We start from the raw sequence: 13,758 nt of genomic DNA, 5'->3' as shown, positions 1-13,758 counted from the left end.
TTGATGTTGAATGTTTATGCAAATTTATAACGATAAATTATTATACAATGAAATTAATCGTCTTAGGACTGTGGTGGTCATAATTGACATATTTCAGGGCGTAGTATGCCTTACGATGCTCCACTATGGTATTATATAAGGAAATGTCAGACAAAGCCTCACGTCCATATTTAGTATCCATAAGTTTTTCTAAATCGTACAAATGTCGTGACATACGTACACTTCGTGGCTTCTCCTTTTGAAACTCCTCTGCAAGTAAAAACAACTTCTCCAAGAAAGTGCGAGTAGGTACAACTGTCTTTACCTTGCAGTTTGAATCGGAATCTTCACCTTCAAAGCTTTCTTCTATCAAAGAATGAATGTCTCGCAACTCTGTCGGTTCATCCATAGATAGAACGCTAATTTCAATCTTTACACGTGGAGGAATGTAGGTTATTATATCTTCAACAATAGAATGGTAATGTAAAAGAATGACCGTAGGATCCTTATCTGAATCTATCGGACGCCATTTTCCATTCTTGTCCTGTACTTTTGTTACATTTTCTATGCTATAGCCTGTAATACCCATTCCCTTCAATTTGGCATCTAATTGAAAAGAAAGCGTGTTATGTATATATGCACGAGCTATTTTACGCAATTTCTCACGTTGATTTTTACTTGTCTTTTCTATACCAAAGAATGAATGGCTTATAGCCAAGTCTATATCCTCAGAAAAGCGCTCAATAATATTGAATCCTTTAGAAAGGGATGTGCCTCCCTTAAATATCAACGATTCATGATAATCCGTTTGAAATAATGCTTTTAAAGTGGCAGTTACCCACCAATCTTTTTCTATTGCCACTTGATTGATACCAAGATGTTCTATCTCTGTCTGTTGCAACATTGCCAAGCGATCAATCAATTCGTTATTAAGCCATAGTTTTCCCATAAATCCTTTCTCTTTAAACATTAAGCATCGGTTTAACAATTCTTTTCATCCATGCAGGCATCATATCAACATCCCCCATTAAGGCGGCCTTATCTGGTTCTTTTGATATCAACTGTCGTATTGTCTGTAATTCCCCTTGTCTTACATTTTCTTTCTTTAATGTCCTTAAAGCCTGCACAAGTAACGAAATAAGACGAGTGGAATAGCAAAAATTTTTAGGAACTCCACGTTTCAATATCACATTTCGATTTGACAATTTGATTGTTCTTTCACTACCAGTGGTTAAATACGTATAGTTCATCGGTACTTGAGTTGACAGTCCTAATACGTTCAAAGCAGTCATACCAGATGGTAATACTTCTGCATTATCACGAGTTGCAATAGCCTGTACAATCTTATCAACAGAAGGAAGTACCACTCCGAAACGGCTCTTTCTTGGCTTTGCATATATTCCTTGAGTAATTTTTACGAGGATTCCTTCTGTCGTTAACTCAGACAAAATGCTACCCACGAATTCTGTGTGATATTCAGGAAAGTCGGAGCGAAACAAAATACGATCTTCTGGCATTGCTATTATGCGCTGCTTAAGAGTCGTACTATCTAAAGAATACTCGTTAGTCATATGACCTTTGAATTTTTGATGATTTTTCAAATGCGAATTTACAATTAATTATCGAAAAGGCAGCGTAAAAATCATTGTGCCACATTCATTTTAAGTTCTTTTCCATAAATCTTGTAGTAAACAGACGGGAAGTAGGCAGCTTTTCTGCCTTTCACAACCCAATTGGGGTACTTACATTGACGAATATAGGAATCTTCGTTAATATTTGGGATTTTGTTTAAGCTCGCTGTTCAAGTCGATTTCCCGCAGGGTATACCCATTCTCCGAAGCAGTACATTAAGTATGAAATAAAAAAACTAAATCATCTACCATATCTGCCATTATCTATATAAGTATCTAATTATAAGAAATTTGTTGAGTGGTGGTAGATAATAAACATCTACCACTATCAGCTTGCATCTACCACTATTTACTGCTTTTCAACCACTAAATGCAGCCGTTCACTATTCGCTAACCACATTACTCGTTCTGCGAGGGTATGCCAACAGGCTGCCTGCTTGGTTATTTGTATACCTTGTGTGTTGATTTAAAATATTGAATAATAGGTATTTATAGTTTTAAAGGCATAAAACAAAAGTTTTCATAGCGGAAAACTTTTGGTTCGTGCTTATGAAACTTTAGTTTTCCTTAGAAGAAACTATTTGTTCGCCTAAGGGAAACTCTTATTAACCCTGTCGCTTTGCCCATCGATGTCTTTTAAAAATAACACGTTTTCTTATCCAATGCAAAGAAAAAGTATCAATGTCAAGTATAAGTGGTAGATGTTGAATGATAATTGTAGATGTCAAGCTATCTACAACCTATATGTAATACTTTGATTTATAAAGCATACATGGCGTAGTGGTAGATAATGTAGATGTTTTCATAAAATCAATATTGTAGAATTCCTTTTATCTCAATTATGTATAGTTGCAGTTTGATATTTGGTTAGTTATGCTATTCCACATGCTTTAAGAAGAGAATCTTATAGCTTGTGATGATATAAAGTTTTTATGGTAGAAAATTTTGTTTACGTAAAAATATTTGATCTATAAGTATTCTGTAATAGATAAAAACGCCTAGTCTAAACGATCGTTTATTCTAGGCGTTAAAGATAGGCTATATTTTTGAATAAAACAAAATCCAGAGAAACTTTTAAAAATTGATTATCAACGCATAAATGTAAATATGGACGCTTATGCGTTGAATTCAATAAAACGCCAGAATAAAATGATCGTTTAGACTAGTCGTTTTGTAACCGATGATTCTGCTTAACCACCTGTAAATGATGATTGTGAGAAAACTGAAGGGTCGATTACTACAGAATTTGTAATATAGGGTAAATGTTTTTAAATAATTGAATATTACTAACTTAAAAAATTAATCGTATGAAAAGAAGATTACTTTTCTTGTTCGCCTTGTTTATGGTGGCGACAAGTGTAGGGTGGGGGCAGACGGATTTGTATGTCAGCTCTAGTGGTTCTGATGATGCTGCAGGTGGTTCGGACACTCCTCTGGCTACAATTGCGAAAGCGATTGAAAAAGCCACGGATGGGGCTACCATTCATTTGGCAGAGGGAACTTTTCCTGTTTCATCTACAATCTCTAAAGCGTTAACTATTGTTGGAGAAGGAAATGATAAATCAGTTCTCAAAGGGTATCTCATTATTTCAGTGGGTACGCAAAAGAACGTTTCTTTCCAAAATGTTCAATTGACGAATGATGCAAAAGTTTATAGTAGCCCCACGAAACCTGTACCTCTGATTTTAATGAAGGATCAAAGTGCGGTTTTATCGTTAAGAGGATGTGCTTTGATTAATAACGCAAAAGGATGGGGCAATGGTTATGGTGAAGGTGTATATAAAAAGATGGGTATCTCTATCCAATCTGATTCCACGGCTCTGGGTGGAGAGATTCATTTGATTAATTCTTCGATTATGATGGCAGCGGATTATCAAAGTGGTATTTCCTGCAATGGTGCGGTAAGCCAATTGACGATTGATCATTCCTCGATTACAGTTAATGAATATCCACGATCAGGCATATTTGGTATTGATGTGCATTGTGACGGTATGAACGTAGATATAAGTAAATCGACGATAGAATTAGGTAAATTTTATTATCCAATATATATCTTAGGCCCGAATCAGACTATAAATATAAAAGATGAATCACTTATTAAAGGTTGGTGTGCTATTTATGCTAATGCGGTATGTGATAACTCTGTGGTTAATGTCTCTTCTTCGAAGTTAGTAGGTTATAGTGAGATGACAGGCCCTAGTAATGGTTTCTCTACATTGCCTATACAAGCGACGATGAATGTGCGATATGTGATTACGGATTCGGAAATACAGACTTCCGTTAAAGATCAAACTATATCTCCGATGACTCCCATAAGTTTTGCGGAGAATACATATATTGAAGATTCTCATGCAAATAATTGCTATGTAGAATTGAGAGGTAATACTATAGTTAGCTTGATGCGCCAAGATAATAATTCGGCTTTCATTTCTGATGATTCTAATTACTTAAATAGAGTATTGGCTGATCAATCAGTAAAGTTTAGGACGGTAGATGCATCGGGTAATGAAATCTGTGAAGCCATTGTAATTCGTTCGGCACAAGGTGATACGGTTCGTATGGCATTGGATACGACGGCATTTAAGAGTTGCTTGACCTCGGCTTTTGAGAATGATAATATTATTCTACCAATAGGTACTTATACTTTACCTCAGACATTGACATTGGATAGATCTCAAGGACTTATAGGTGCGGGTAAAGATAAAACAATTATAGAAGGTGCGATCTTGGTTAATGGCTCTGCCAATAATACTGCTACCGATGTTAAAATAAAAGGATTGAGTATCGATTATACGCCAACGAAAGTTACCTCTGGAAAATGTACTCCAATTATAGAGGTAACCGGTAATGCGGATTTGTTGATAGATAATTGTATTATGAATAATAATACACAAGGCTATGGTGATCGTAAGAACTCAAATCCAGCGGAAGCATTACAAAATGCGATTCTTCTGGGAGCAACGGCAAAGGGGACTGTACGTGTTGAAAATACTACAATAAATTTGGCGGCTAACGCACAATCTGGAGTTGTTATTGATGGAGAACTGACGGATGTCTCTCTTGTTAATACAAAGATTGAGGGACAGGTGAACGGTTCGAATCAATTTGGTGTATATATTCACCATAAAAAAACGCCAGTGACGGTAGATAGTACGACAATCTTGCTAAATAACCATTATTGTATTTATGCTAATAACGCCGGCGATCAAAAATTGACAATAAAGAATAAATCGAACATCGTAGGATATGGTGCTCTCTATTTGTATGAGACCTCAGATATGAACGTTCATGTTTCGGGAGGGAGTACCTTAACTGGTAAGACAAAAAATAAGGGTGTTTCCGATAGTTTTGCGGCTATAGCGATATCAACAAATAATTCTACAGTGGGAGCTTCCAATAACGAGATTGTGATTGAAGATTCTTATATCGGGAATAAGTTTGATGAACAAGAGACAATGGCAATGACTCCGATTAAAATAAATGGTAGTTTTACTCCTACTCCTTGTGATAATAAGATTATATTGAAAGGAAAAACAATTGTCTCAACTACTGATAACATAAAGAATCCAACTATAGTGGGTTATGGTATGAATCCTGATGAATATAATAATGTAATCATGGTGGAAGGCACTGATGTGCAATTTCAAGACCAAAACGGGAAGCCTTGTGTGATTATTAATAAACCTGATGGTTCATTTAGGAATGCAGCGGTCTCTGTCGTAACATCGATCGATTTTGGAGAATTGAGTGAGGATACATATTACCATGAAGGCATTGCCTATGCGGGAGATATAATAATGATTCCTGATACGACTATAGCAGAAACGCTTGATGCTTTAAATGCGGCGGAATATACCTTCTTTAAAGCCCCTACTGTTCCCTCTGATCAAGGTACAACGCCTGCCATTTGGGAACCTTATGTTATTCCGGATAGTGTGATTTTTGATTGTAAGGACGGTTGTTTGGTGGCAAAGGAAAGTGCGGCTAAAACGTATGCTATCGCCAATCCTTATAAAAGGGTTTATTGGCTAAACCAAGGTGAGGAGTCTTTTTCTATAAAAGATTATGCGGTAGCTATTGAAATAAAAAATGATACTACGTGGGCCACTCCTTATTCGGAAAGGAAGGTGAATGTATTGGATGGAGCGACTCTGACCCTCTCTACTCCAATGGTTTTAGATACCGTTACAATGGAAGAAGGTGCCCAATTGCGATCTGCGCTTACGGATGTCAACCAAAAGGTAACCGCTAAGGTACTTCGTTTCGCTCCAAAATTATCCGGTAATAACTGGAAAGCGCTAGGTGTACCGTTTACGTCTCTGGAAGTAAAAGACTCGAAAGGTGCATCCGTATCAGCACCAAGCGCTCAAGAAGCTGATAATGGTATTTGGTTTGCGGATCTGAAGAATAATAAGACTCCTATATTTGAGGTAAAGACCGACAACTTTGGCGCAGCCGGATTATGGGCGGCTAATGGCGATACCTATACGATCTCTTCCGAAGGAGCTTTTGAATTCAAGACCTTGGAAGAACCTGCCGCTCCAACTGAAACAGGTACTTTCTTGATGTGCTCGAATCCGAATACATTTACGATTACCTTGAAACAATCCGCTTATATATTGACAGCGGATGGAACCTCTTTCGAGCAAGAGGTAAACCCGGAGATCAAGCCTTTCCAAAGCTTTGTCTTGACAGACGCCAAGACATTGAGTACGCTTCGCTCTTTACGTATCGGCGATGGCGTGGTTACGGGTAACCAGACGATCGAGCCGGTAGATGGTTATTACGTGACTACCGATCGTGGCGCTATCGTGATCCACACGCCGGAGCCTATGGACGTGGTGATCATCAGAATGAATGGCAAGGTCGCTTATCGTGGCGAGGTTACGGACGGACAGCGGATCATGGTTTCTTCGGGCATCTATGCCGTGAACGGTCAATTAGTAAGGGTTAAATAACGATTAAAACAAAGATAAACATGAAAAAGAGTATATTAGCGATATTCCTTGCTGTCATCGCGATGGCACAGGTACATGCGCAAGATTCAGATTTACGTTCCGCCCCGGATCTTCCGACGTTCAAGGTGACATTGAATTATAGCTCGGCGAATACGGATCAAGGAACCATAACCAGTACGGTAGCCACAGGTTCCAAGGTGGCATATAATAGTAAACCCGTTTTCACGATCACGGCGAAGCCCGGATATGTCCTGTCGGATATAACGATGAATACGGCTACTATTGGCACGTTGCCGAGCGGTACTTTTCAAAATGATAATACGACCACTTATTCCTATACTTCCACCGCTTTAACCGGTAGTACGGAAATCAAGGCGGTGTTCAAGGCGAAAGAGCAGGTGACGGTCACGATCTCTCCTGAGTATGCCACCTTGGATGAGATAAGAGCGAAGGTGAATTTGCCCAAGGTTACTTTTGACCCGGTTATTACGGGGTATAAAGTACAATACAGGGAGGATGGCTCTGCTGCTTTGACGGATGAGCTACCCGAAAAGGCTGGACTTTATTATGTTGTCGTAACCAAGTCGGAGACCGATACGCAAGCCGCCATAAACAAGGAGATTCTATTCAAGGTACAACCGCCCCATACGCTTTCTTATTCGTTTGAGGAGGCGCAAGGATCTGTAACCGCTTCTATGGATGGCTCCATTATCGCCAGTGGTGATGAGATCGTTTATAATAAGCCAGCCGTATTGAAGATTACCTCCAAGCCCGGTTATGTGTTGAGCAGACTTACCGTAGATAATAATGAGGTGACTTTGCCGAAAGGAACTTTTAATTCTTCTACGAATGAGACTTCCTATGCGGATTATACGACATCGGCGTTGACCGCTTCTACGGTTATTGACGTGCGATTTGCCGCGAAGAAAACCGTATCTGTAACAGCCAATCCATTATCTGCCACGAAGGATGAGGTTTTGGCTGGTAAGAATCTTCCGGTTATCACATTTACCCCCAATACGATAGCGGGGCAGAAGGTTCAATATAAGAACGCTTCCGGAGCTTTATCCGATAAACTTCCTGCGGCGGATGGTGTTTACACGATCGTCGCGACCAGTCCCGAGACTGCGGAATATGCCGCCTTGAAGGATGAGAACATGAAGTTTACGGTATCTAAAGCGAATGTATTAAATTATAACGTGGAAACGGCCGGACAAGGTACGGTTACCGCCAAGATGGGCTCTACGGACATGGCAAGCGGTAGCGAGATCATTAACGGGCAACCTGCCGTATTTACAATTATCGCTAACCCCGGATTTCTATTGAATAAGATTGTTGTGAATGGAACCGCGGTATCAGCCTTGCCAAAAGGCGCGCTTAATAAGGATAACACGATCTCTTATACCTATACGACCGCCTCGTTAACCGCCTCTACGACCTTGTCGGTAGGTTTCGCCGCGAAGAAAACGATTTCCGTGAGTGTAACAGGTTCTTCGGCGACAAAAGACGAGATCGTGGCCGGGAAGAATTTGCCGGTTATTAAGTTTACGCCGGAAATAGCGGGACAAGTGGCTCGATATCGTGCGGCCGATGGTTCGGAGACTTCCACGTTACCGCAGGTAGTCGGAGCTTATAAGATCGTCTTATTTAGTCCGGAGACTATGGAGTATGCCGCGTTAGAAGATTCCTCTAAAACGTTTACGATCCGTAATGCCAATACCTTGGCTTACGCTGTCGATGGTGGACAGGGTACGGTTACCGCCAAGATGGACAACAAGGACATCATGAGCGGTGGTGAGATCGCTTACGGTAAGCCCGTCATTTTCTCGATCGTATCGAATGCTAACTATAGGTTAAGGGCTATTAAGCAAGGCTCTTCGGACGTGGATATCTCGAAGATCAAGGGAACGTATGCTAATGGAAATACCTCTTACACGTACACGACTCCTAGTCTGATGAGTGGCGATAGCTATACTTTTGCGTTCGTCTCCAAGGATACGGTGAGGTTCGTGGCTAACAACCTTGTCCAGACGGTCGGCTCCATCAAGCCGGTCACGGTAACAAGCGCTGTAGAGGATATCAAGATCGAATATCAATTGAGCGGTACGGCTTGGGTTACGGCATTGCCTTCCACGCTGGCCGTGGGTTCTTATAAGGCCCGTTTGAGCCGTGCGGAGGACTTGACATACCGTAGCCTCTCTGATACGGTTACGTTAGTGGTGGAGAGTAAGAAAGAGGTGGAGAGTTTGGTGTTACCTACTCCGGGTCGTATTGAGGAAGGACAGGCTTTATCGGCGTGTACCTTGATCGATGGTACTTCTTCCGGATCATTTATCTGGAAAACTCCGAACGAGATCGCTTCTCCGGATAAGAAAAAGTACGACTTGATATTCGAACCGAATGATCCTGTTCTCTATGCGGCTAAAGATACGTTTATAACCTTGAACGTAATTCCTGTTTATTCTATGAATGTTACCGCCGGTAATTTCGGTACTGTCATCTTGGAGGGGCGTACCGCAAATGATAAATATGCGAGAGGCTCGGTTTTGAAAGCGACAGCCGTTGCGGATAAGAATTACCGGTTTGCCGGCTGGAGTGATGGGAATACATCGGCTACACGGGAGTTGCAAGCGAATGCGAACTTGGATATCGTAGCCCGTTTCGATCCGATCGTTTATGGCGTGACGTTTACGGATCCGATGAATGGTTCCTTGAAGGTCTTCGCGAATGGCGTGGAGGTGAAGAATGGTGCTGAATTTTTACAGGGGACCTTATTGACTATCACGGCGACTCCGGATGCGGGCTATATGGTTCAGTCCGTGAAAGTGAATGGGGCTTTGGTGAATAACGGTTCTTATACTTTGACACAAGCCGCTGATATATCGGCCGATTTCCTGCAAAAAGAACCGGATAAACATTTGGTCAAGGTTGGGGAGTTGAAGAATGGTAGCGTTAATCTGATCGAGGTGGATACGAAGGCGCCTGTTACTCCCGGTGAGGCTATCTCTGAAGGTGTGAAAGTGAAGGTGATAGGAAATGCGGATTATGGCTATGAGCTGGCATCCGTGAAAGTGGAAGGCGCGAATTATAATGAGGCTGATGGCTCATTTATGGTTGGGACCGGAGATGTTACGGTGAGCGCAAGTTTCCAATTGGTGAAATATCAAATAACCTCGGCGTTGAATATCCCCAATGCGGGTAAAGTCGTATTGAAAGATAAGGCCGGTAAAGAGGTGGCTTCCGGTTCAAAGGTTCCTTATATGACTCAATTGACCGCTTCTGTTGAGACGGAAACGGGATATCGTTTTATGAATATGATGGTGAACTCTTCCGAGATCAAGGATGGAGACGTATTCACCGTTTCCGGCCCTATGGTTGTTACCGCTAATTATGTGGAGAAGAAAGATTTGGCCTCGCTGATTGATAAGACGACGCAAACGGTAGTCTATAATAAGCAATACCGGAATTTCGAGGTTAAGATTACGGGCTATTCCGGTTTGGACTTTAAGGTCGCATATTCCCGGAGTGGGGTAGAAATGACAGAGAATCCTAAATCGGCCGGAACTTATAAAGTTCGGATTACCCGTGGCGAGGATGATTTATTTAAAGCCGTGGATGTAACTGCCGAGCTGATTATCAAGAAGGCTGGTATGGCATTGCTGGAAGTACCGACTATAGGAGGGGATAATTATGAAAAGGTTGATGCTAAACTTACTCAAGACTTCGAGGATGTGGAATGGAATCCTTCTACACAAAAATCGGCGCTTCGTGCGAATGTGACCGGAATCCCGACAAAGGATCAGGTAAATATTCTGCGCTTTACCCCACTTGACAAGAGTAATTATGAATCGGTAGATTATTCAATGCCGGTTGGTGAAGTAAAAACGTTTTCTTTAAGTACCTCAAATACGGAGGTTACGAATGGAGGCTTGGTTATTAGCGATTATTCGGAAGTTCCGGAGAATACGGTTTTAAAGTTGCGAGCGGTAGCTCCTAGCGAGAATCAGCGTTTTGATTCTTGGAGTGATAATGTCTCAAGCGCCGATAGAAAGAAACCAGAGATCACGGTTACTTTGGCGGCTGATGCGACATACACCCCGAATTTTGTGGATAAACCTAAAATAACGGCGAATCCTTCAGATTTGGAGTTTGTTTATAATGGTTCCGTAAGGCTTGTGGAATTGAAAGACATTTTGAGCGGTAGTTATCCGACAGATGTAAATATTAAATATTCAAATACGGATGGATCGGTTGCTACCCCATTGAACGCAGGTACTTATCTTGTGACTGTAACACGTACCGGGGATGAGAACTGGCGATCTTTCGAGGCAACCAAGAAATTAGTGATAAAGAAAGCGAAGGTCGTAAAGGTAGTGGCTCCTACCGCATCTACGATCACGGAAGGTCAGTCCTTGTCGGAATCCCTATTATCCGGTGGTGTTGCGAAAGGTGCCGATGGGACTACCATATCCGGTAAATTTGAATGGGCTGACGCGTCAGCTATATTGAAACCCGGCAATAGCCAGAAAAAGGAAGTGATCTTCACGTCGTATGATCCGAATTATGAGGATGCGACTACGGAAGCGGAGGTTACGGTGAAAAGTTCGGATGCGTTAGTTGTCACGTTCGCTCAACCGGAAAATGGTTCTTTGAAAGTCTATATGTTGAAGGGTGAGGGCGAGAAGACCGAGATAACGAGTGGAACCGCTGTGGCGAAAGCGACTAAGCTAACCATTGAGGCGGAAGCCAATCCGGATTATGAATTGACCGTTATTCAAATAGGCGAAGAGAAGTATATGACTTCGCCTGTAGAGATTGAAGTCGATAAGTCCTTGGCTATTATGGCAGAGTTCAAGCCGGTTTCTACACCTCCGGGAACAGATGTGGCTGTTACGGGAGTTTCTTTGAATATCACGTCCAAGGCATTGGCCGTAGGTGAATCTTTTGCCTTGCAAGCGAAAGTTACCCCTAATAACGCCACGATGAAAACTGTCTCTTGGAGCAGCAGCGACGAGACGGTGGCTACTGTTGACGCGGATGGTGTCGTTACCGCGCTGAAGATCGGTACCTGCAAGATTACCGTGGCTACCGATGATGGAAACAAGACGGCGTCTTGTGTGGTAACTGTCTCCGGCACGGTAGGTATCGAGCAAATCATCAACGATCATCAAATCTATTGCGAGCGAGGTGCGATAACCGTTCATCCGGCCCGTCCAATCTCGATCCGTATCATAGCGGTGACTGGAGTTAGCCTGTATGGCGACTCAATTATCGGAACTACCCGCATCCCGGTATCGACAGGAATCTATCTGATAGAGATCAACGAGAATGGCAAGCGTATAACAGTGAAAGTAAACGTTCGCTAACAACCTTATTTTAAGAAACTAACCCTTGAGTCTTTAATGTTGGGGAAGGCCGCTAGGAATACTCAGTTCCGGCGGTCTTCTTTTTTATCCTATAAGCTTTACTTTATCTGTTTTTGTTCTGATATAATTAAATAAAACGTTATCTTTGTATCATAGAAAATTAAAACAGAAAGCCTTATGGAAAAAAATGAAGAAAAGAAAAAGGAAGAAAATGCCAAAACTAAAACAACTGTGGCGAAGACTGGAAAAAGAAAGGTAAGTAAGACATGGGAAGCAGCAATGAGGCTTAAAGGATCTTTGATTGTAAATGATCCTCAATTCTTATTGTAAGGCATGAGATATCTTATAGATACCAATATTTTCGTTTATTTATCTACGGATGTGGAATGCTTAAGTAAAGATGTCGCGGCTATTATCCAAGAACCGGAAACCCTTCTTTATATAAGTGCCGAGTCCATACGTGAGCTGATTGTCGCTTATCGAAATAAAGGACTGTGTTCTAAACGATGGAAGTCGGCAGAAGCGATGATCGTCGCCATAGAAAAGGAGTTTTATGTGAAAATATTGCCATTGAAAAAAGAACATATGCAAACGTATGCGCATATGGAGATCAATGAGGCGCAGGGACACAAAGATCCCTCAGACCACGTAATTATTGCGCATGCCATAACGGAACATCTACCGCTTATTTCAAGTGATACCCGTTTCGGATTCTATAGAAGTCAAGGGTTGGACTTGGTATTCAATCAGAAATAATCTATATATTGTATATGTACGAATAGCCTTTGTTAGAGTTGTAGAGGTTAAATATTCTAAAACCCTTTCGGCTTACTTATTTTATTCGTTCTTTTGCAAGAAAATTGGGAGGTGTGTTCTCTGTACGCATCTCCTTAATTTATTTAACGTTAATAAGTGAGAGTCTGATGGCTGAAAATAAAAAAGTTAGTTCTGTTTCTTTCTTTAACTCCCGGCTTACGTCTGTTATTAGTATCTCCTTGGTACTATTCTTGCTAGGACTCATTCTATTGATAGGGATGTTGGGTAATAAACTCTCCGTTTATGTGAAAGAGAACTTATCTTTCTCCATCGTGCTGAAAGATAACCAAAAAGAAACTGAAATAAAGAAAATGCAGAAGAGCTTGGATGCTCTTCCTTTTATAAAATCAACCGAGTATATATCGAAAGAGCAAGCCGCGAAAGAGTTGGAAGAAGAACTGGGCGAGAATCCGGAAACCTTCTTAGGCTTTAACCCTTTACAGGCCTCGATTGAGGTGAAACTGCATTCGGAGTACGCCAACCCCGATAGCCTCCAAGTGATAGAGAAGAAGATTAGAAACTATACGTCGGTCTCGGAGCTGCTTTACCGAAAGGATATGATGGAGATGGTCCATAATAATATGAAGCGGTTGGGCTTGATCCTGCTAACCTTGGCTGCGGTACTGATGATTATCTCGTTCGTGTTGATCAGTAATACGATCCGCCTGTTGATTTATTCCAAACGATTCTTAATTCATACGATGAAGCTAGTGGGGGCTACTTCCGGCTTTATACGTAGGCCTTTTGTGAAATATAACATAGTAAGTGGCATTTTCGCCTCTATCTTGGCAATATTGATGCTAACCGGAGCGTTATATTACTTGCAAAATGAATTGAAAGGTTTTATCCAGATATTGGATATGCAAACATTATTATTGGTTTATGTGGCAGTGTTTGCTTTAGGTATTGTCTTGTCCGTGATCGCGACCATTTTTGCCGTGAATAAATATTTGCGGATGGGGGTCGATAAGTTGTATTATATTTAATGTACGAATAATAAAGAGTTGA

The 13,758-nt window shown here is 41.3% G+C and carries 7 protein-coding genes; 5 read left to right on the top strand and 2 right to left on the bottom strand.

Annotation, left to right across the window (positions count from 1 at the left end; genetic code table 11):
* Nucleotides 1-40: 40 nt before the first annotated feature.
* Complete coding sequence (locus DWY79_RS18895) at nucleotides 41-928, bottom strand: nucleotidyl transferase AbiEii/AbiGii toxin family protein (protein WP_233564013.1); 888 nt, start codon at nucleotides 926-928, stop codon at nucleotides 41-43.
* 13 nt (nucleotides 929-941) lie between these two features.
* Nucleotides 942-1,550, bottom strand: coding sequence for a DUF6088 family protein (locus tag DWY79_RS18890; RefSeq protein ID WP_122370047.1), 609 nt, complete (start codon nucleotides 1,548-1,550; stop codon nucleotides 942-944).
* 1,367 nt (nucleotides 1,551-2,917) lie between these two features.
* Between DWY79_RS18890 and DWY79_RS18885 the strand changes: the two genes are divergently transcribed.
* The 5 genes from DWY79_RS18885 (at nucleotide 2,918) to DWY79_RS18870 (ending at nucleotide 13,736) form a co-directional block, all read left to right on the top strand.
* On the top strand, nucleotides 2,918-6,568 hold the full coding sequence (locus tag DWY79_RS18885) for a DUF1565 domain-containing protein (RefSeq protein ID WP_233564012.1): 3,651 nt from the start codon (nucleotides 2,918-2,920) through the stop codon (nucleotides 6,566-6,568).
* Between the two features lie 20 nt (nucleotides 6,569-6,588).
* Nucleotides 6,589-11,934 carry an Ig-like domain-containing protein gene (locus DWY79_RS18880; RefSeq protein ID WP_122370045.1) on the top strand — a complete coding sequence of 1,782 codons (5,346 nt, stop codon included), beginning with the start codon at nucleotides 6,589-6,591 and terminating at the stop codon, nucleotides 11,932-11,934.
* Between the two features lie 177 nt (nucleotides 11,935-12,111).
* Nucleotides 12,112-12,264, top strand: a complete 153-nt coding sequence (locus DWY79_RS22830) for a hypothetical protein (RefSeq protein ID WP_008773777.1) — start codon at nucleotides 12,112-12,114, stop codon at nucleotides 12,262-12,264.
* Between the two features lie 3 nt (nucleotides 12,265-12,267).
* A complete protein-coding gene (locus DWY79_RS18875) occupies nucleotides 12,268-12,690 on the top strand; it encodes a type II toxin-antitoxin system VapC family toxin (protein WP_122370043.1) in 423 nt (140 codons plus the stop codon).
* A gap of 167 nt (nucleotides 12,691-12,857) precedes the next feature.
* Nucleotides 12,858-13,736: an ABC transporter permease gene (locus DWY79_RS18870; RefSeq protein ID WP_005853905.1), complete on the top strand. Its 879-nt coding sequence runs from the start codon at nucleotides 12,858-12,860 to the stop codon at nucleotides 13,734-13,736.
* Nucleotides 13,737-13,758 lie beyond the last annotated feature (22 nt).

Source organism: Parabacteroides sp. AF27-14 (assembly GCF_003635425.1).
Lineage (GTDB): Bacteria > Bacteroidota > Bacteroidia > Bacteroidales > Tannerellaceae > Parabacteroides > Parabacteroides distasonis.
Note: the sequence above shows the minus strand (reverse complement) of the source record. Positions and strands in the feature narration are given on the sequence as shown.

What these genes read in the sequence shown, in the direction of transcription:
- DWY79_RS18895 (WP_233564013.1), bottom strand. Translation starts at nt 928, where the DNA reads ATGGGAAAACTATGGCTTAATAACGAATTGATTGATCGCTTGGCAATG.
- DWY79_RS18890 (WP_122370047.1), bottom strand. Translation starts at nt 1,550, where the DNA reads ATGACTAACGAGTATTCTTTAGATAGTACGACTCTTAAGCAGCGCATA.
- DWY79_RS18885 (WP_233564012.1), top strand. Translation starts at nt 2,918, where the DNA reads ATGAAAAGAAGATTACTTTTCTTGTTCGCCTTGTTTATGGTGGCGACA.
- DWY79_RS18880 (WP_122370045.1), top strand. Translation starts at nt 6,589, where the DNA reads ATGAAAAAGAGTATATTAGCGATATTCCTTGCTGTCATCGCGATGGCA.
- DWY79_RS22830 (WP_008773777.1), top strand. Translation starts at nt 12,112, where the DNA reads ATGGAAAAAAATGAAGAAAAGAAAAAGGAAGAAAATGCCAAAACTAAA.
- DWY79_RS18875 (WP_122370043.1), top strand. Translation starts at nt 12,268, where the DNA reads ATGAGATATCTTATAGATACCAATATTTTCGTTTATTTATCTACGGAT.
- DWY79_RS18870 (WP_005853905.1), top strand. Translation starts at nt 12,858, where the DNA reads ATGGCTGAAAATAAAAAAGTTAGTTCTGTTTCTTTCTTTAACTCCCGG.